Source organism: Bacillus thermotolerans (assembly GCF_000812025.2).
Lineage (GTDB): Bacteria > Bacillota > Bacilli > Bacillales > Domibacillaceae > Quasibacillus > Quasibacillus thermotolerans.
Genome location: NZ_JWJE02000008.1, coordinates 66,075 through 84,803, shown reverse-complemented (window position 1 = coordinate 84,803; position 18,729 = coordinate 66,075). Strand labels below are relative to the sequence as shown.

The window sequence follows — 18,729 nt, the reverse complement described above, 5'->3', positions numbered from 1 at the left end:
GAAGTGTTTCAATAGGATAGACGTAAAAAAGGTGAGCAGAAGGAAGCTGCTCACCTTTTTTGATCATCTCGCTATATCATACAGGGCATCCACGTCATAGCCCTTTTCGTTGTAGTAGTCGATAATCCCGTAGTAAATCGCTTTTGCTGCGGCATTCCGCCAGTAGTCGGATCTCAGCTTTTGGTTATCCTCAGGATGGTCAATAAAGCCAAGCTCGGCGAGGGCCGCCGGCATGCTGTTGTTTTTCAGTACATACAACTCGCTCGTTTGTTTCACGCCCCGGTCCCGCAGGTGCCACGCCATGACGAGGCGGCGCTGGATTTTTTCCGCCAGCAGCCGGCTGTCAGCGACATGCGGATTCGTATTGGCTTCGGAATAATAATACGTTTCCGTACCGGTCGCTGATCCGTTCAGTGCATTGGCATGAATGCTGACAAATACGTTCCCGCCTCGGTTTTTGGCAAAGTTGACCCGGTCGGCCAGCGATGGCAACGTGTCATTCGTGCGGGTCATATGGACGGTGAGAGGGGTTTGCTTCAATAGTTCGTTCAAACGGAGGCCGGTATCGAGCACAACATCTTTCTCGTTTAAGCCTAAGCCGCTCGCACCGGGATCGCTGCCTCCATGGCCAGGATCAATAATAACAACTTGATTGGATAAGCGCGGATCAACGGTATAGCCGCTCCGGAAGGCCGGATTCATCGCTCGCGCCAAAACCACCGCAAAGTCTACCCGAATGACCCGCTGGCTGGCTCCGAATGTGCCGTCTTCTAACCCGTTCGCAATTCCGCGTGACAGAAGGGCTCTCGCTGCCCCAGAAAGGCTGCCCCCATATGAATAGCCAAAGGCTTTAGAAATCATTACGGCCATTTCTCCTCGGGTAACCGCCTCGTTTGGCCGGAAATACCCGCCGCCATAGCCGGACAGAATGCCTCTCTCCACAGCGGACTGAATATAACCGGAAGCGAAGTGGCCAGAGCCTACATCCCTAAAGCGTGTGTTTCGCTGCGTGCCGTTTAATTGCAGCGCGCGACCAATGAAGGCAGCGGCTTCTGCACGCGTAACGGTCCGTGTCGATCCGAAGATAGAGGAGGAGTACCCATTCGCCACTTTTCTTTCCACCAAATAGTTGACTTCTTTGGCTGCTCGGGCAGGAACATCGACAAACCCGTTTGCCTGTACAGCTGTGTGAAAATGAACGAGAGAAACAACAAGAGAAAAGACTAACGTAGCCACTACGAAAATTCTTTTCATGCGCTTTCTCCTTTATGGATCAATTTTTATTTACCGCTCCAATTTTCCCTCCCAGAAGACTCCACACTGCCGCCGTCTTGACAAACCATTGTATGAAACAGGCAACTTGTCCTTGAAGTGAATTCACAAAATGTAATGAAACTGAAACAAAGGAAGGAGTCTCGCAGTACAGCTGCAGTTAAGTGAGTGTTTCATTAGCTGTTTGTCTTAAGGGGTTATATACTATTCATAACAGCTAAGAATGGACGGACAAAGAGGCATAAAAAAGAGGGGGATAAGGATGGAAAATAATAGCTTGTACCAGAAATCGTACTTTCGCCGGCTGCCGGAACTCGCCGAGCTTGCGCCTGACACCTTCAAGGCCTTCGCGCAGTTTGACAAGCTCGCTTTGTCGGACGGGCTTCTGACGAAGAAAACGAAGGAGTTAATTGCCGTAGCGGTGGCGCATGTAACGGGCTGCCCGTACTGCATTGACCTGCATGTGACGAATGCGAAAAAGCTGGAAGTGTCAAAGGAAGAGATGGCCGAAGCGATTATGGTCGCGACTGCATTAAAAGCCGGCTCCGCCATGGCCCACGGCTTAAACGCCCTGCAGGCCTTTGACGGGGAGAACAATGAAGACCTTTACCAAAAGAGCAACCTATCGAGATTCAAGGAATTCACGGAATTAAGCCCGGACGGCTTCCACGGGTTCAATCAATTTGACCAGGCAGCAATGAAGCCGGGGCTCATCAGCGGCAAGGACAAGGAGCTGATTGCTATAGCAGTCGCCCACGTCACCGGCTGCCCGTACTGCATCGAAATCCATACGAAAAACGCCAAGAAGCTGGGCGTTTCCCGCGAGGAACTCGCCGAATCTATTTTGGTTGCGACCGCGCTGAAGGCAGGATCTGCCATCGCCCACAGTGTGAACGCACTGAATGCGTATGATTCCTAAGTGTTGAAGAGGGTTTGTTTTAGACCGTCAGCGGCTGCTGGCGGTTTTTTGTTTTTGGTGGGGGTAGAGGCCGGCGGTTGGAGCTAGCCGAAGTCAAAGTTCAATCACCCTTTCTATCAAGGAGCTTTTCTATGTAGCTGTACGGACTGATAGTTAAAAGAGTGTATTCGTAGAAATGGTTTAGAGCATGCAAACGAACAAGGTTTATAGTTAAACTGCACGAAAATATGACCTGCAACAAAGCGGCTCAGGGAGGAGTAATGGACAAGTTGAACAAAATATACACAACATTCTGAAAATTATAAATAATATATTGACCAGCCTATTAGATTGATCTATACTAGGAATCGTTAATCATTTTCCTGTAAGCTATCGCACATAGCTTAAACCTCTTAAGAAACCACTCTATTTTCCGCATTTGTTGAAGCTGTTCATTCATTCTTGTGAATCTGTTAAAAGCGTTAGACCTTCTCCCGTTAGCATCCTCTAAGCGAATGCGGGAAAGGGGACGCCGCACAGTCTGAAGATCGCTCATCAACGTTTCACTCCAATCAAACATTCAATCGATCTGCTTTTTTCCATTCCATACTAGAACTCTTATTTGGCGAATGAAAAATAGAAATTATTTTTTTCATAAATGTTATTTATTTCTCGTATAGTTCAAAAAGTGATGTTTGAACTATGACTCACTTCAAAAGCTCTGGCCGTTTGTCTGACAATCTTACTAGTGACTATCCTGAGCTGTTTGTCTGACAATCTTACTAAGGTTTTAGGGAGGGTTTCACCTCTTTAAAAATATCATGCAGGGCCTGTTTGTTTTCGAGATATGCGCGAGAAAAATGACAGCGCTTTCAAAAAAGGATAAGAAAGGAGGATCATTCAATCTAGCAAACCACCAAACATCAAGATCAAGACGGAACCTATTCTGTATAAAGGAGGACACGTTTAGTGGAAAAACTCCCGTTAGAAACTGCGGAAGTCAGAGATCCAAACCCGAAATCCCCTCGTAAACGAAAGGTGAAGGCTCGCTGGTGGGTAATGTTTTTCATCTTCTTGAGTACCGTCCTTGCGTATACAGACCGTTCAAATATCTCTATTGTCGCTGTCACGATGATGGAGGAGTTTGGCTGGAATGAGCAGCAATTCGGCCTTTTAGCATCTGCTTTCTTCGTTGGTTATTTGCTGCTGGGGATCCCGGCAGGCTGGATGTCGGATAAATGGGGCGGAGTGAGATTCCTAGCGATCGGCGTCATCATCTGGTCGGTCTTTACGATCGCGACGCCGCTGGCTTGGAGCTTTGCTTCGATGCTGATGATCCGCTTCCTGCTTGGTGTCGGTGAGGCGGTGAATTTCCCATCTCATACGGCCGTCGTTTCAAAGTGGTCACCGTTGCACACGAGAGGGCGCTGGCAAGGGCTCAATATGTCCGGCATGGCCGTTGGTGTGATGATCACCGCTCCTATCACAACATGGTTAACGACACAATTCAATTGGCATGCGTCGTTTTACTTCTTCGGGGTGTTAGGTATTATCTGGGCTATCATCTGGTTCAAAATCGCTACCGATGAGCCAAAGGATCATCCGTTCATTACGGAGGAAGAGTTAGCCGAGATGGAAGATGGCACGAGCCACAAGGAAGAGAAAGAAGAAGTAAAAATTCCGTGGTCGAAAATCTTTCGGGTGAAGGAAGTTTGGGGCGTCACGTTAATTTACTTCTTCCAGAACTATAACTGGTATTTGTATCTCACCTGGCTGCCGGCTTATTTTATGACAGAAAGAGGATTCACGATCTTAAACGTCGGCATATACGGGGCACTTCCGTGGTTAGGCGCCTTTATTGCGATGAACGTGGCAGGGCTCTTCTCTGATTACCTATCGAAACGGTACACCCTTACACAGTCGAGAAGAATACCGATTTACATCTCCTTTTTAGGAACAGCCATATTTATGGCATTAGGCGCATATACACCTAATGAATGGGCCGCTCTGGCGTACATTACGTTATCCGTCACTTGCCTCGGGATTAACTTCACGATGTTCTGGACACTGCCGATTGATATCGGGCCAAAGTCAGCTGGAACATTATCAGGGATCATGAATACATCAGGTACAGTAGCAGGAATTATTGCGCCGGCTTTAACAGGGTTTTTGATTGTCTTGTTTGGCTCTTGGCAATACGTGTTATTCCTGGGCGCGGCACTCGCCTTGATGGGAGCCCTCTTAACACGCTTCATGATTTCTGCCAAGCAAGTACTAGATTAGAACACGTACGTTCATAGAGGTGAAGAGGGCTGCTGACCTTGCTTTTTACCCTACAAATAACAGTAGCGGGAAAGCAGCAATTCTTTCCCTCTTTTTATAAAGATAGGGGAGAAAATGATGTTGTTAATGACGAAGGAGACATTGGCTTTAGCAAAGAAGGACCCGGATTACTTAAATGAGCTGATGAAAAGCGAGGAAGCTCATAAATTTGTGAAATATGTGATCAAAGAATATACAAAGTCACCCGCGCGGTTTATGGCCGTCAACAAAGTAGAATGGGAGGATTTACTGCAGGCAGCCTATATCGGATTGTTTAAAGCAATAAAGAAAATCAACTTAAACTTGTCTGTTAACGAGTGGATCAGGTATTCGTTCTTATCGATACAAGGGGAGCTTCGGAATTTCTCACGGTCCAACGACTCCAATATGGTGGTCATCTCGCAGCGAATTCGGGAGCTGTATCCGAAGTACCGGAAATTTCATGAGGAGTATTGGGTTCGCTATCAGAAAGATCCCTCGATTGCAGAGACGATGCAGTTTTTCCGGATAAGCAAGGATGATGCGTTTGACCTGGTGTACGGAATGCAGGAAATGATCTATCAAAAGACTAGAGAAACCATAAAAGGAAGAACGGTCACTCAGTCGTACGAACATGTAAAGAGCAGGACATTAAGCGTCGAGGACCAGGCGATCAATAGGATGATGGTAAAGGTGTTTCTCGATCAAGTGAGTGAAAAGCAAAGGAACATCCTTTATCTTCATTACTTCAAAGGCTTTAGTAAAGCAGAAGTCTCCAGAATGATCGGGTGCTCGCAATCCATGGTGACGAAGCATCTGGCCGCCGCTTTTAAAAAGATACGAAAGGAGCTTAGTACGTCTTTATGAGTACACCCTTTGTCTGACAATCAAACAAGAGAGGGGGAGGTTCATGTTTAAAACAATAGGTAAGAAGAAGAAGTTCGAAGAGGTGCTGGACCAGATCAGGCATTTGCTCATTACGAAAAAGTTAAAGGTGGGACAGAAGCTGCCGAATGAGATTGAATTGTCGGAGTCGATGGGCATCAGCCGTTCCTCTTTAAGGGAGGCTTTTACGATCCTAAGCATGCTCGGCATCATTGAAGGAAAATCGGGGGAAGGGACGATCATCAAGCAGGCAAACCCGGAAAATTTAAAGGGGATTATGTCCTTGGTGGCGGTGTCTAGAGGCTTAGATACGAATGAACTGCTTGAGGTGCGGGTGACGCTTGAAATGGCCGCAGCCGGTTACGCGGCGAAAAGAAGAACCGAACAAAACCTGCAGGAAATCAACAATATTTTGATAGAGATGGACCATCATTACGTCAACCAGGACGAGGAAGCGGAGGTTCATTCTGATTTTCTTTTTCACCAGGCGATTGTGAAAGCGTCGCAAAACCGGATGCTCGTTATGCTGATCGAGGTGATCTCTGATTTGCTGGGAGAACAAATTCGAGCGACCCGGAATGAATTAGCGACGTCCCGTGAGGTATTGAAACGTTTCCAAGAGGAGCATTGGGCGATTTATGAAGCGATCAAGGAGCAGGATTCAGTGAGAGCAAATCAGCTGATGTCTTCTCATCTCGAGCGGGCACAGGCGGAATTAAAGTATGGCAAGTAACACCTATCAATTGATGCGGGAGGTGTCTTCTTGGAAAAAATAGCTGAGTACTTTGATAAAAAAGATGACGTGTCTTTAGGCAAGCTGCTTAAGGAAGTGGAAAATGAAACGCCGATCAGCTTTGACATCCTTAAGCATAGCTCCATGAGGAAGGGCAAGGCGCATATCGTCGGCATTACAGGTCCGCCGGGATCAGGCAAGAGCACGCTCGTCAGCAAGATTTGTAAGCAGCTCGCCGCGAAAGGTCTTCAAATCGGCGTCGTCTGCATCGACCCTACCAGTCCCTTCACCCAAGGAGCCCTGTTAGGCGACAGAATCAGGATGCAGGAATTGGCGAAGACCCCCAATGTATTTATTAAAAGTCTGGCAACGAGAGGTAACTTAGGAGGGCTGGCCGCTTCTGCTGCAGATGTGGTTCAAGTGCTGGATGCCTATGAGAAAGATGTCATTCTTATCGAAACGGTAGGGGTTGGCCAGGTAGAATTCGATGTGTTAGGCATCGCCGATACGATTGTGTTAGTCAATGTGCCCGGTCTAGGAGATACGCTGCAAACGTTGAAGGCTGGCATTATGGAAATTGCGGATTTATATGTGATTAACCAAGCTGATCGGCCGGGTGCGAATGAAAGTGTAAAAGATTTGAAAATGATGATCAGAGAATCGGGAAAAGTCGGCTGGCAGCCACCTATTCTTCAAACGGTAGCGACGGAGGAAAAAGGGGTCAAAGAGCTGATCGAAAGCATTCACGAGCATAAGGCCCACCTGAAAAGCACGAACTTATGGAAGGAAAAGAGACAGGAAAGAAATGTGGCGAGGCTTGATACGATGATCCAGGGACTGCTGTCTAGAAAGGTAGAGGAGTACATCAAAGAAGAGGATGGCTGGCAGCACAGGATTCAAGAAGTAAAGGAAGGGAAAACGGATCCATTTACTGTTTCACACGAAATCGTGAATGGCTTAATTCATAAAAATAATTCTAAATCTGGAGGTCGCTATGTCAAATAATACAACGAATATCAACCAGGAAAAGAAGCTCTTTGATCAGGAGGTTATCAAGGAAATTAAAGCCCAGAAAGAACGCTGGCAAGAGAATACAGTAAAAGGAAAAGTAGGAGAAGGAGACTATTATTCTGATTCAGGCATTCCTATCGATCTTCTTTATACACCGGAAGATATTAAGGATATTGATTATCTAAAAGACATTGGGTTCTCCGGGCAGGCCCCTTATGTCCGCGGCGTGTATCCAAATATGTACCGGGGCCGGCTGTTTACCGTACGGCAAATTGCCGGTTACGGAACACCGGAGGATACGAATGAACGCTTTAAGTTCCTTCTGAAAAATGGTGCGACCGGCACAAGTGTGGTATTAGACCTTCCCACGATCCGCGGATACGATTCAGATGACCCGGAAGGAGAGGGGCATGTCGGTGCGGCGGGTGTCGCGATTGATTCCATTGAGGATATAGAAGCACTGTACGACGGCATTCCGATTGATGAAATTTCAAGCAACATCGTGACCCATCTGCCAAGTACAACAGTCGTCATTATGGCGATGTTTGCGGCGATGGCGGAGAAAAAAGGCATCCCGCTCGAGAAGCTGTCCGGCACGAATCAAAATGACTTCTTAATGGAAACGGCCATCGGCAGCTCTCTTGAGGTCTTGCCGCCGAAAGCGTCTTTCCGGCTGCAGTGTGACGCTATTGAGTATGCAAGCCAAAACCTTCCTAGATGGAACCCGGTCAGCTACAACGGCTACAACTTGCGTGAAGCCGGAACGACTGCTGTGCAGGAGGTGGCCTGTGCCATTGCCAACGCCATTGCGACATCGGAAGAGCTGATTCGAAGAGGAAACAACATCGATGACTTTGCGAAGCGGCTGTCCTTCTTCTGGAACTTATTCAATGACTTTTTCGAAGAAATCGCGAAGTGCCGGGCATCCAGGCTGGTTTGGCACGAAGTCATGAAGGACCGGTTTAACGCGCAACATCCGAAATCGCATTTAATGCGGTTCCACGTACAAACAGCAGGAATTACGCTGACAAAGGTAGAGCCGCTGAATAACATTGCCCGCTCCGCCATTCAAGGACTCGCGGCTGTATTAGGCGGTGCCCAGTCCCTGCATGTCGATTCGTATGATGAGGCGTATTCGGCCCCGACAGAAGAATCGGCGCTCATTTCAATCCGGACACAGCAAATCATCCAGACGGAAACGAATGTCGTCAACACGGTGGATCCTTTGGCCGGCTCGTACTTTGTTGAACATTTAACACGAGAGATGGCCCAGAGAATCCGGGATTATATTGCTGAAATTGAATCGAAGGGCGGTATCGTTTCCGTCGTTGAGAGCGGCTGGCTGCACCGGGAAATTTCCGACTTCGCCTATGAAATGCAGAAGAACATTGAGAACGGCGAACATAAAATAGTGGGCTTGAATTACTTCCCTTCTGAACAGAGTGAGACAAAGGTAGAAGTGTTCAGATATCCTGAATCAGCGGAAAGACGTCAAAAAGAAAAGCTCCAGAAGCTTCGCGCGAAGAGAGACCAGGCAAAAGTAGAAGCGGCGATAAACGTATTAAGAGAGAAGTGCCATGAAGATGTGAACTTAATGCCGTACATTAAAGAAGCTGTCCTGGCCTATGCGACGTTAGGAGAAATTGAAGAAGTATTCCGCGAAGAATTTGGCCTTTGGCAATTCCCGTTAGCTTAACTGACTGAATAGTTAGAACAAAATGAGAGAAGGAGGACGTTTTCATGCAAATTAAGGTCGTCATGTCTAAATTGGGGCTAGATATTCATTGGCGCGGGGCATTGGTCGTATCGAGAATGCTGAGAGATGAAGGGATGGAAGTTGTGTATTTAGGAAACCAGTTCCCGGAACAGATTGTTGATGCGGCCATTCAGGAGGGAGCGGACGTCATCGGCTTAAGTACTCTCGGCGGCAACCATTTAACACTAGGGCCAAAGGTTGTTCAAATTGCCCGCGAAAAAGGGGTGGATGCTCTGATTATTATGGGCGGAGTCATTCCTGAGGATGATATTCCTGCCCTTAAAGAAGCGGGAATTGCTGAGGTGTTTGGTCCTGAAACGAGAATTGAAAGCATCGCTGACTTCATTCGTTCACACGTCAAAAACACGATCGCCTAAATGCCGGAACAGTGATGAGGGGTCCCTCTCATCACTGTTCATAAAAAACAGATATACACTGATCTTACGAATAGAAGCTTTTAAATAGGAGGAGGAAATCCGTATGATGAAGACGTCACTGTTGCAGCAATGGCCGCCCAAATATGAGCTCGATTATTTACCGGATCACGACCAGACATACTGGTACCCGGAGATTGAAACAGCTTCAAAAGAGGATTTAGACGAACTGATCTTTTTTAAGCTCAAAAATGTGATGCAGTATGCGTATGAAAAGTCAGGGTTCTATCAAAGGAAATGGGGGAAGGCTGGGTTTCATCCAAACGATGTTAAGAGTTTAAAAGACTTCGAACAAGTGCCTATCACTACAAAAGCGGAAATTAGAGAGGATTTGGAAGAGTACGGACCGTTTGGTTCCAATGTGTGCGTCCCGCCTTCAGAGGTTCATCGCATCCAGGGAACCTCGGGCACGACCGGCAAGCCGACTGTGTTTTCCTTCGGGAAGGAGGATTGGGAACGAATTGCCCACCAGCACGCGCGCATCATGTGGAGCTTTGGCATGCGGCCTAGCGATCTCGTATTTATTGCCTCGCCGCTCAGCTTATATATCGGCAGCTGGGGGGCACTGATCGGAGCGGAAAGGCTGGGCGCCAAAACCTTCCCGTTTGGTGCAGGACAGCCGGGGCAAACGGAGAAAGCCGTGTCCTGGTTAAAGGAAATCAAGCCGACGGTCTTCTACGGCACGCCGTCCTATGCCTTGTATTTAGCAGAAAAGGCAAAGGAACTAGGAGTAGATCCAAAGGAATTCGGCTTTAGAATTTTATTCTTCTCTGGTGAGCCGGGAGCGGGCGTTCCTTCAACGAAGAAAAAAATTGAAGACGCGTTTGGCGGCATTTGTATTGATTCAGGCACGATGGCGGAAGTGACGCCATGGATGAGCAATACGGAATGTGAGCATCGCCAAGGAGTGCACCTGTGGCAGGATGTGGTGTATACAGAGGTAGTCGACCAGCACAGCAAGAAGCTTGTCCCCTATGGCGAAGAAGGAGTGCCTGTGTATACGCCTTTAGAACGAACATCCCAGCCAGTCATCCGCTACTGGTCAGGAGATTTAACGACATGGACCGACGAGCCTTGTCCTTGCGGCCGTGTATACCCGCGTTTGCCAAAAGGCATTTACGGGCGAATCGATGACATGGTAACGGTTCGAGGAGTCAATGTATATGCTAGTCTCATAGAAAACGTGATCCGGCGAATCGATGGGCTCAGTGAGGAATTTGTGATGGTCGTCACCCGTGAGCATATCATGGATGAGGTGACTGTGCGATGCGAAACGCTGGGGACGAGAGAGGAACAGGAATTAAGGGACCAAATTTCCCGAGAACTAAAGAGGGAAACAGGTGTCAGCTTTAAGATTGATTTGCAGCCGCTGGGTACGCTGGAAAGAACCCAATTTAAGGCGAAGCGAGTGATGGATGAGCGCAATTTTAGAAGTTAATAGGGGGAAATGGCGTACACAATCGAGAATACAAAGAGAAGTCGTGCAAATGAATAGAGGGCGCGGCTTCTCTATTCATGAGGAAGCCAATCAGTGAGGAGGATTTTATGAGACTCGAAGGAAAAACAGCTCTAATTACGGGCGGAGCCAACGGGATCGGCAAGGTCACTGCCAGGAAATTTTTGCAGGAAGGGGCCAAAGTGGTCATTAGTGACTTTAACGCCGAAGCGGGCGAACAGACAGTGAGTGAATTAAGGGAATACGGGCACATCTCGTTTACAGCGGCAGATGTGTCGGATACGAAGCAGGTTGAACAAATGGTGGCGGACACGATGGATACGTACGGAAGAATAGATGTATTGATCAATAATGCCGGGATCACCATTGACGGCTTGCTGACGAAGATGGATGAAGAGTCGTGGGAGAAGGTCATTTCCGTGAACTTAAGCGGAGTATTTAAGTGCACAAAAGCGGTAGCTCCGGCCATGCTTGAGCAGGGAAGCGGCGTGATTCTGAACGCTTCGTCCGTCGTCGGCATCCACGGAAATATTGGCCAGACGAACTATGCTGCCACGAAAGCGGGCGTGATTGGACTGACGAAAAGCTGGGCGAAGGAATTTGGCCCTAAAGGCATCCGGGTCAATGCGGTAGCTCCCGGCTTTATCGTGACGGACATGACCGCCAAAGTGCCGCAAAAAATACTGGACATGATGGAAAGCAAAACACCGCTCCGCAAGCTCGGCAAGCCGGAGGATATTGCGTCCGCTTATTTATTTCTGGCGTCGGATGAAGCCAGCTATATTAATGGGACGATTTTGAGCGTTGATGGCGGGCTGGTGGTGTAGAATTGAATGATGAAAACGAAGAACACAGTTTCCCTCAAGGGCTGTGTTCTTTGCTTTTTATTTCGCCTGTAAATGAGAGGTTGATTTCCATGGCAGGCGCTTCGCTTTCCATTTCGATCAACAAGAGTGGATAGCCTGGCAGCCAGACACAGCCTAGGAGAGGGGGTGTCGCTTATTTCTCGAAAGCCGTTTTCGTAAATTTTAATAGGCAGTTGAAGCGGTCATTTCTTCATCTGCTTCACCAATCGACTGCAAAACAAGCTTCGCAAAACCCTGTACTGCGGGCGACAGCCACTTTTTCTTTTTGATGCGCATGTGAGAATAAATGGGACCGAACACTAGATTAATAGAATAAACAGGCTCTGCTATGGAGGGCCTCTTATTATTCACTGCCTCTATATACTTAGAAGGAAGTTTATTTTCTAGCAAGACCATACATTTAAAAGAAAATTCTAAATTTTATTGAAAAAGGTTCTCGTATGGATTGTTGTGAGGAGGGGGCATCGTCTATAATAAAAGTAAACTATCAATAGTAAGCGAGCTGATGCCCTGATGAATTTGCAAGAAATCATTGATATTGAGTTCCTGCAGAAGGTACAGGATACTTTTGCAAAAGCCACTGGATTCGCTGCTGTGACGGTAGATTTTCGGGGGAATCCTATTACGGACTATAGCAATTTTTCTCCTTTTTGCCGCCTTGTGCGCCAAGAGCCCCAGCTGGTGGATTCCTGCCTGAAGTGTGATGCGTTCGGCGGGCTGGAAGCAGCCAGAAAGGAAAAGCCTCATGTGTATCATTGCCATACGGGGTTAGTTGATTTCGCTATTCCGATCATTGTGAAGGGCCAGCTCGTAGGCTCCGTGCTTGCGGGGCAGGTGAAGCTGCCTGAACATGACGATAGTAAGCTGACTTCGATCACTAATGACCGCTCTTCCTGGGAGGGACATAAGGAGATCGAGCGGGCCTATGCCAACATTCCCGCCATTCCGTATGAAAAAATAAATGCCGCTGCGGAGATGATGTTTTACGTTATCAACAACATGTTTGAAAAAGACATGATGCATTTCATGCAGGAAGAACTGAATGCGAAAAATGAGCAGATTATTAACCAGCTGAAAGTGCAGGCCGATTTGAAAAAAGCCTTAACAGAAAAGCAGAATGAATCATCACATCCACTGATAGACCCTCACTTTTTATTGACTGCGATGAATACACTATCCTGTTTAGCCATCATAGAAAAGGCACCGCAAACACAAGATACGATACTCACCCTTGCTGAGATGATCAGGTATATGATCACCAATAAAGATGAATTTGTCCCCTTGAAGGAGGAGCTGCATTATATAGAGCAGTATGTCCGCTTACAGAATCTGAGATTTAATGGAAGGCTGCAGGTTCTAACGGACATCCGCGAAGAAGACCGGTCGATTTCCATTCCGTCTGGCACGCTCTATTCGATTGTGAATGAAGCCGTTCAGAACGGAATAGAGCCAAAAGCAGGGAAGGGAACGATCCTGATTACTGGATATCAGGCGGGGAATGACTTTCACCTGGAAGTATCCAGTGAAGGAATGAATGTCTCGAATGAGCAGCCCACTCATGTCCTTGAGGCCGCACATGATGGACAAGCGTATCCGCTGGCAGGCCACTCAAGACCAGAAGGAGGGACAGCGGTGAAGGTGAGCATTCCAATGAGCGGGAGGTAGGATCGGTATCATGCATAAAGTACTGTTAATAGATGATGAAGTATTAATGAGAGAAGCGTTAAAATGTGTGTTAGGTCAATGTGAAGGCATGACGGTCATTGGCGAAGCCGCTTCGAACGAAGAAGCATTAGCCTTAATCGATGTCCGCGATCCGGATATCGTTTTCCTTAACATCGATACGCCACGCAAAAATATTCAGAATTTAATAAATTATACGAAAAGTAACCGTCAGAAGAACCGTATTGTGCTGTTAACCGGCTTTGATTCCTTTCTTCCTAAGAATGAGATCGTGAAAATGAAGGCAGATGGCTTCATTCGAAAACCGATCAGCCAGCAAGAGATTATGGAGAACGTGAGCCGTCATGTATCCGTACATAGCATCAGCGGTAAGAAGCTGGAGGAAGCGGTAGGCGAGTTTACAGTCAGCGTGTTCCAAAACGATTTTAAACAGTCAAAGGACGAATTAAGAAAGCTTACGCAGCTGATGGTTTCGTCCTTTGGCCATGACATCCACCGCCTGCGTTCGCTGGCAGGAATGCTGGCGAAAAATCTTGAGCGGCTCTCTTATGAAAAAGGGTTATTCACAAACAAAAAGGTCGATTGGGCGGAAAAAGCAGGATACATCGATAAGCATACAATCGAAAACACATTGATCAGCCTTTTAGAAGAGCTGTTTCAAGAAATCATCGAGCATAAATCTATACATGGGAAGAAAGAGATTCAAGCAGCAATCAATTATATTGATGAGCACTTCCATGAAGGCGTGACGCTTGAGGAAGTAGCAGAACATGTCCACTTAAGCCCGTTTTATTTGAGCAAGCTGTTTAAGAAGGAACTGGATGTCAACTTCGTGAGCTACGTGACCGAGAGGAAAATGGAGAAGGCGAAGGAGCTTCTTCAATCGACGGATATGCCGATCTTAAACATCGCCCTGGAATTAAACTATCAGGAAGCCAACTATTTCAGCAAGGTATTTAAAAAGATCACCGGCATGACGCCGTCGGATTTTAGAAAGGCGAAGGAAAAAGAAAAGCATGAAGCGGAAATCCTTAAAAAGCACCATCCCATTCAAAATGGAAGATGGTTTATATAAGTGAACAAAACCTTTTGTCTAATCGCAGGATGAAAGGTTTTATTTTTTATTATCTCGATGAGTGAAAGAGGACAAAAATTTACCCTCTCACAGCAAAATAGTATCTTTTTTCGGAATTGATCCTGATGTTTAGAAGAGCAATGCAAAATTATTTCTGAATATTTCAATTATTTACCCTCAAAGAACAAGAACCTATCGCAGAGATCAGCGAACGTTTCGATATAGTGAGTGTAAGCGTTATCAAAGAATGAATGAGGGCATCGATCTCTTATCCATCTCTGAAATATTGATAGAAAAAATGATTGTTAGGAGGCATTCAGCATGGTGAAAGAAGCGTTGGGAATGGTCGAAACGAAGGGCTTAGTGAGTGCGATTGAAGCAGCGGATGCGATGGTGAAGTCAGCGAACGTAATGCTGATGGGGTATCAAAAGATCGGATCGGGCCTTATTACGGTCATGGTTCGGGGAGACGTCGGGGCAGTAAAGGCAGCAACGGATGCAGGGGCTGCGGCCGCAGAAAAAGTCGGAGAAGTTGTATCTATTCATGTGATTCCAAGACCGCACATGGAAGTGGAAAGCATTTTGCCGAAAGCGGAACAAGAATAAGAGGAAGGAAGGTTAAATCATGAGAGAGCAATTAATTGAAAAAATTATGGAAGAGGTCATTAAAAAAGTGGATGCTCCGGCGACGGAGGAAGCGCCGCAGGCAGAGAAGAAGCACAGCAGCTTAACGGAATTTGTAGGCACAGGTCTTGGCGATTCGATCGGCCTTGTCATTGCGAATGTCGATCACAGTATCCACGAAGCGATGAACTTAGATAAAAAATATCGTTCAATCGGTATTTTAGGTGCGCGCACCGGAGCGGGCCCGCAGATCATGGCGGCGGATGAAGCAGTGAAAGCGACGAATACGGAGATTTTAGCAGTGGAGCTGGCGCGTGATACGAAAGGCGGCGCAGGGCACGGCAGCTTGATTATTTTTGGCGCAGAGGATGTGGCGGATGCCCGCCGTGCGGTCGAAGTGGCGCTTAAAGAGCTGGAGCGGACATTTGGGGATGTCCATGCGAATGAAGCGGGCCACCTGGAATTTCAATATACAGCGCGCGCAAGCTACGCGTGTGAAAAGGCGTTTAACGCGCCGATTGGAAAGTCTTTCGGGCTCGTTGTCGGCGCTCCGGCTGCAATCGGCATTGTGCTGGCTGACACGGTCGTGAAAGCGGCCAATGTCGATGTCATCAGCTACAGCTCTCCTGCGAAAGGAACGAGCTTTACGAATGAAGTGATTTTAACATTTAGTGGTGATTCAGGAGCTGTCCGCCAAGCGCTGATTACGGCGAGAGAAGTAGGCCTTGACTTGTTAGGGACGCTTGGAGGCAAACCGGCTTCTACGACTGTTCCATATATTTAAAAAGATCAATCGTCAAAAGGGGAGGAAACCATGAAATCAAAACGTTTTCAAGTATTAGCAGAACGGCCGGTCAACCAAGATGGATTCGTCGCTGAGTGGCCGGAGGTAGGTTTAATTGCGATGGATGGACCGAACGATCCGACGCCCAGCATCAAAATCGAGCAGGGCAAGGTTGTGGAGTTAGACGGAAAGAAACGGGAAGAGTTCGATTTCATTGATCATTTCATTGCGGACCACAGCATCAATCTTGAAAAAGCGGAAGAAGCGATGTCGATTGACTCGTTAGCGTTTTCGAGAATGCTTGTAGACATCAACGTGCCGAGGGAAGAGATTATTCCTCTGACGACAGCGATGACACCAGCGAAGCTTTGTGACATCGTTGGCCGAATGAATGTCGTTGAGATGATGATGGCTCTTCAGAAAATGAGAGCGAGAAAGACGCCTTCTAACCAATGTCACGTCACAAGCGTGAAAGATAACCCGGTTCAAATTGCAGCGGACGCGGCTGAGGCGGCTGTCAGAGGATTTGACGAAATGGAGACGACGGTTGGAATCCTTCGCTACTATCCATTTAACGCTTTAAGCTTATTAGTTGGCTCGCAAACGGGCCGCGGCGGTATTTTAACGCAATGTTCAGTAGAAGAAGCAACCGAGCTGCAGCTGGGCATGAGAGGATTAACGAGCTACGCCGAAACGGTTTCCGTTTATGGCACTGAGCAAGTCTTTGTCGATGGGGACGACACGCCGTTCTCAAAAGCATTCCTGACATCGGCTTACGCATCTCGCGGGCTGAAAATGCGCTTTACTTCAGGCACGGGCTCAGAAGTACAGATGGGTTATGCAGAAGGCAAATCGATGCTTTATTTAGAAGCCCGCTGTGTCTTTGTCACGAAAGGTGCCGGAGCGCAAGGCTTACAGAACGGTTCGATCAGCTGTATCGGCGTTCCGGGCGGCGTGCCATCCGGCATCCGGGCGGTGCTGGCGGAGAACTTGTTTACGACGATGCTCGATATGGAAGTGGCGTCCGGCAACGACCAGACGTTCTCACATTCAGACATTAGAAGAACAGCTCGTACTCTGATGCAGATGCTTCCTGGCACGGACTTTATCTTCTCCGGCTACAGCTCTGTACCAAACTATGACAATATGTTTGCCGGCTCGAATTTCGATGCGGAGGACTTTGACGATTACAATGTCCTGCAGCGTGATCTGAAGGTCGACGGGGGACTGCGTCCGGTGACGGAGGAAGAAATCGTCGCCATCCGGAATAAAGCAGCAAAAGCCCTGCAGGCTGTATTTGAAGAGCTCGGTCTTCCTGAAATTACGGATGAAGAAGTGGAAGCAGCGACGTATGCACACGGAAGCAAAGACATGCCAGAACGGAATGTCATTGAAGACTTGCGGGCGGCGGAAGATATGATGAAGCGTGCGGTGAACGGCATTGATGTCGTCAAGGCGTTAAGCAAGCACGGCTTTGAAGATGTCGCTCAAAACCTATTAAACATGTTAAAGCAGCGTGTATCCGGAGATTACTTGCACACATCCGCCATTATTGACAAGGACTTTAATGTCATTAGTGCGGTGAATGATATTAATGATTACACAGGGCCAGGCACCGGCTATCGAATGAGCGACGAACGATGGGAAGAAATTAAAAATATTCCTCGCGCCATTCGTCCGGAAGACGTGAACTAAGAAAGGAGAGGGGTGGAGAAAGATGTCTATGAACGAAAAGTTAATCCGAGAAGTGATCGAAGAGGTGTTACAGAGCTTCAACATGGAAGAGAAGAAAAAGAACGAGGCTGGAAGTGCCAAAGAGGCGGTGAGTGAGAAGCCCGCCTCTTTGGCGGATCGTTCAAAGAAATTAGAGCTCGCGGAAAAAGACAACGCTGTACCCGGCACAAGAAAAGATGAAGTGGTTATCGCGCTGACCGCAGCATTTGGCATCCATCAAACGAAAACGATCGTGGGCATTCCGCATGACGAGCTGTTACGAGAAGTCATCGCCGGCATTGAAGAGGAAGGATTAACCGCCCGGGTCATTCGCGTACACCGCACGTCCGATGTCGGGTTTGTCGCCCATGAAGCGGCGAAGCTCAGCGGCTCTGGCATTGGCATCGGCATTCAGTCGAAAGGCACGACCGTCATTCATCAAAAGGATTTACAGCCATTAAATAACCTGGAATTATTCCCGCAAGCACCGTTATTGGATTTGGAAACCTTCCGCTTAATCGGCAAGAACGCCGCGAAGTATGCGAAGGGGGAATCGCCAAACCCTGTGCCAACGAAGAATGATCAGATGGCCCGTCCGAAGTACCAGGCCATTGCGGCATTGCTTCATATTAAAGAAACACAGCACGTAAACCAAAATAAAAAAGCCGTCGAATTAGAGGTTACATTTCAATAAGCGGAGGTGGACAGAGTGAACCAGCAACTCATTGAACAGATCGTAAAAGAAGTCATGTTATCTATGAATCAAGCAAATACAGCACAGGAAGAAGCAGCTGTCGCCGTAGCTGAACCGAAGCTTGTCGTAGAGTCCGTCACGAAAGAGGATTACCCGTTAGCAACAAAGCGGCCAGAACTGATCCAGGCGCCGACCGGCAAAACACTGGATGATCTGACATTACAAGGCGTATTAAATGGAGAGGTTAAGCCTGAGGATGTACGGATTTCTGCAGAAACACTGGAGCTGCAGGCCCAGGTGGCAGAATCGATTGGAAGAGACCCATTTGCGAGAAACCTTCGCCGGGCAGCAGAGCTCATTGCTGTTCCGGATGACCGGATTCTGGACATTTATAATGCGCTGCGGCCGTATCGTTCGACGAAAGAGGAGCTGTTAGCCATCGCCGATGAGCTGGAGCAGCAATATAATGCGACGATCAATGCGAAGTTAGTGCGTGAAGCAGCAGATGTATATGAAACGAGAGACCGATTGAAAAAGGATTGAC

General features: G+C 47.6%; 18 protein-coding genes. 16 read left to right on the top strand and 2 right to left on the bottom strand.

Going from position 1 to position 18,729, the window contains the following annotated elements; genetic code table 11:
* Positions 1-63: 63 nt before the first annotated feature.
* The gene (locus tag QY97_RS05320; RefSeq protein ID WP_039235414.1) at positions 64-1,254 is read right to left on the bottom strand and encodes an N-acetylmuramoyl-L-alanine amidase; all 1,191 of its coding nucleotides are present in this window, start codon (positions 1,252-1,254) and stop codon (positions 64-66) included.
* Between the two features lie 280 nt (positions 1,255-1,534).
* On the opposite strand from QY97_RS05320, the gene QY97_RS05315 reads away from it, so the two are divergent.
* From QY97_RS05315 to fabG, 9 genes are all read left to right on the top strand, one after another.
* Positions 1,535-2,191 carry a carboxymuconolactone decarboxylase family protein gene (locus QY97_RS05315; RefSeq protein WP_039235411.1) on the top strand — a complete coding sequence of 219 codons (657 nt, stop codon included), beginning with the start codon at positions 1,535-1,537 and terminating at the stop codon, positions 2,189-2,191.
* 948 nt (positions 2,192-3,139) lie between these two features.
* The gene (locus QY97_RS05305) at positions 3,140-4,453 is read left to right on the top strand and encodes an MFS transporter (RefSeq protein ID WP_039235404.1); all 1,314 of its coding nucleotides are present in this window, start codon (positions 3,140-3,142) and stop codon (positions 4,451-4,453) included.
* A 117-nt stretch (positions 4,454-4,570) separates the two neighbouring features.
* The gene (locus QY97_RS05300) at positions 4,571-5,338 is read left to right on the top strand and encodes a sigma-70 family RNA polymerase sigma factor (protein ID WP_039235402.1); all 768 of its coding nucleotides are present in this window, start codon (positions 4,571-4,573) and stop codon (positions 5,336-5,338) included.
* 43 nt (positions 5,339-5,381) lie between these two features.
* Entirely contained in the window at positions 5,382-6,089 is a 708-nt protein-coding gene (locus tag QY97_RS05295; protein ID WP_039235398.1) for a FadR/GntR family transcriptional regulator, read from the top strand.
* Between the two features lie 30 nt (positions 6,090-6,119).
* Positions 6,120-7,094 carry a methylmalonyl Co-A mutase-associated GTPase MeaB gene (meaB, locus tag QY97_RS05290; RefSeq protein ID WP_039235396.1) on the top strand — a complete coding sequence of 325 codons (975 nt, stop codon included), beginning with the start codon at positions 6,120-6,122 and terminating at the stop codon, positions 7,092-7,094.
* Positions 7,084-8,796: an acyl-CoA mutase large subunit family protein gene (locus QY97_RS05285; protein ID WP_046128597.1), complete on the top strand. Its 1,713-nt coding sequence runs from the start codon at positions 7,084-7,086 to the stop codon at positions 8,794-8,796. Before meaB ends, QY97_RS05285 begins: the two co-directional genes overlap by 11 nt.
* A gap of 44 nt (positions 8,797-8,840) precedes the next feature.
* Positions 8,841-9,233, top strand: a complete 393-nt coding sequence (locus QY97_RS05280; protein ID WP_039235391.1) for a cobalamin B12-binding domain-containing protein — start codon at positions 8,841-8,843, stop codon at positions 9,231-9,233.
* A 103-nt stretch (positions 9,234-9,336) separates the two neighbouring features.
* Positions 9,337-10,728: a phenylacetate--CoA ligase family protein gene (locus QY97_RS05275; RefSeq protein WP_039235389.1), complete on the top strand. Its 1,392-nt coding sequence runs from the start codon at positions 9,337-9,339 to the stop codon at positions 10,726-10,728.
* Positions 10,729-10,835: 107 nt separating this feature from the next.
* Complete coding sequence (gene fabG, locus QY97_RS05270; RefSeq protein ID WP_039235387.1) at positions 10,836-11,573, top strand: 3-oxoacyl-ACP reductase FabG; 738 nt, start codon at positions 10,836-10,838, stop codon at positions 11,571-11,573.
* A 201-nt stretch (positions 11,574-11,774) separates the two neighbouring features.
* Here fabG and QY97_RS20375 read toward each other — a convergent pair whose 3' ends face one another.
* Positions 11,775-11,963: a hypothetical protein gene (locus QY97_RS20375; RefSeq protein WP_157761881.1), complete on the bottom strand. Its 189-nt coding sequence runs from the start codon at positions 11,961-11,963 to the stop codon at positions 11,775-11,777.
* 162 nt (positions 11,964-12,125) lie between these two features.
* On the opposite strand from QY97_RS20375, the gene QY97_RS05265 reads away from it, so the two are divergent.
* From QY97_RS05265 to QY97_RS05235, 7 genes are all read left to right on the top strand, one after another.
* Positions 12,126-13,277 (top strand): PocR ligand-binding domain-containing protein, encoded by a 1,152-nt coding sequence (locus QY97_RS05265; RefSeq protein WP_052728926.1) that lies wholly within the window; start codon positions 12,126-12,128, stop codon positions 13,275-13,277.
* Positions 13,278-13,287: 10 nt separating this feature from the next.
* Positions 13,288-14,370 carry a helix-turn-helix domain-containing protein gene (locus QY97_RS05260; protein WP_039235385.1) on the top strand — a complete coding sequence of 361 codons (1,083 nt, stop codon included), beginning with the start codon at positions 13,288-13,290 and terminating at the stop codon, positions 14,368-14,370.
* Positions 14,371-14,691: 321 nt separating this feature from the next.
* A complete protein-coding gene (gene pduA, locus QY97_RS05255) occupies positions 14,692-14,976 on the top strand; it encodes a propanediol utilization microcompartment protein PduA (RefSeq protein WP_039235382.1) in 285 nt (94 codons plus the stop codon).
* Positions 14,977-14,995: 19 nt separating this feature from the next.
* Positions 14,996-15,778: a propanediol utilization microcompartment protein PduB gene (gene pduB, locus QY97_RS05250; protein ID WP_039235380.1), complete on the top strand. Its 783-nt coding sequence runs from the start codon at positions 14,996-14,998 to the stop codon at positions 15,776-15,778.
* A gap of 30 nt (positions 15,779-15,808) precedes the next feature.
* On the top strand, positions 15,809-17,473 hold the full coding sequence (locus QY97_RS05245; RefSeq protein WP_039235379.1) for a propanediol/glycerol family dehydratase large subunit: 1,665 nt from the start codon (positions 15,809-15,811) through the stop codon (positions 17,471-17,473).
* A 22-nt stretch (positions 17,474-17,495) separates the two neighbouring features.
* Positions 17,496-18,185, top strand: coding sequence for a propanediol/glycerol family dehydratase medium subunit (locus QY97_RS05240; protein ID WP_039235375.1), 690 nt, complete (start codon positions 17,496-17,498; stop codon positions 18,183-18,185).
* A gap of 15 nt (positions 18,186-18,200) precedes the next feature.
* Entirely contained in the window at positions 18,201-18,728 is a 528-nt protein-coding gene (locus QY97_RS05235) for a diol dehydratase small subunit (RefSeq protein ID WP_039235372.1), read from the top strand.
* The last annotated feature ends 1 nt before the right edge of the window (position 18,729 follow it).

What these genes read in the sequence shown, in the direction of transcription:
- QY97_RS05320 (WP_039235414.1), bottom strand. Translation starts at nt 1,254, where the DNA reads ATGAAAAGAATTTTCGTAGTGGCTACGTTAGTCTTTTCTCTTGTTGTT.
- QY97_RS05315 (WP_039235411.1), top strand. Translation starts at nt 1,535, where the DNA reads ATGGAAAATAATAGCTTGTACCAGAAATCGTACTTTCGCCGGCTGCCG.
- QY97_RS05300 (WP_039235402.1), top strand. Translation starts at nt 4,571, where the DNA reads ATGTTGTTAATGACGAAGGAGACATTGGCTTTAGCAAAGAAGGACCCG.
- QY97_RS05295 (WP_039235398.1), top strand. Translation starts at nt 5,382, where the DNA reads ATGTTTAAAACAATAGGTAAGAAGAAGAAGTTCGAAGAGGTGCTGGAC.
- QY97_RS05285 (WP_046128597.1), top strand. Translation starts at nt 7,084, where the DNA reads ATGTCAAATAATACAACGAATATCAACCAGGAAAAGAAGCTCTTTGAT.
- QY97_RS05280 (WP_039235391.1), top strand. Translation starts at nt 8,841, where the DNA reads ATGCAAATTAAGGTCGTCATGTCTAAATTGGGGCTAGATATTCATTGG.
- QY97_RS05275 (WP_039235389.1), top strand. Translation starts at nt 9,337, where the DNA reads ATGATGAAGACGTCACTGTTGCAGCAATGGCCGCCCAAATATGAGCTC.
- fabG (WP_039235387.1), top strand. Translation starts at nt 10,836, where the DNA reads ATGAGACTCGAAGGAAAAACAGCTCTAATTACGGGCGGAGCCAACGGG.
- QY97_RS05265 (WP_052728926.1), top strand. Translation starts at nt 12,126, where the DNA reads ATGAATTTGCAAGAAATCATTGATATTGAGTTCCTGCAGAAGGTACAG.
- QY97_RS05260 (WP_039235385.1), top strand. Translation starts at nt 13,288, where the DNA reads ATGCATAAAGTACTGTTAATAGATGATGAAGTATTAATGAGAGAAGCG.
- pduA (WP_039235382.1), top strand. Translation starts at nt 14,692, where the DNA reads ATGGTGAAAGAAGCGTTGGGAATGGTCGAAACGAAGGGCTTAGTGAGT.
- pduB (WP_039235380.1), top strand. Translation starts at nt 14,996, where the DNA reads ATGAGAGAGCAATTAATTGAAAAAATTATGGAAGAGGTCATTAAAAAA.
- QY97_RS05245 (WP_039235379.1), top strand. Translation starts at nt 15,809, where the DNA reads ATGAAATCAAAACGTTTTCAAGTATTAGCAGAACGGCCGGTCAACCAA.
- QY97_RS05240 (WP_039235375.1), top strand. Translation starts at nt 17,496, where the DNA reads ATGTCTATGAACGAAAAGTTAATCCGAGAAGTGATCGAAGAGGTGTTA.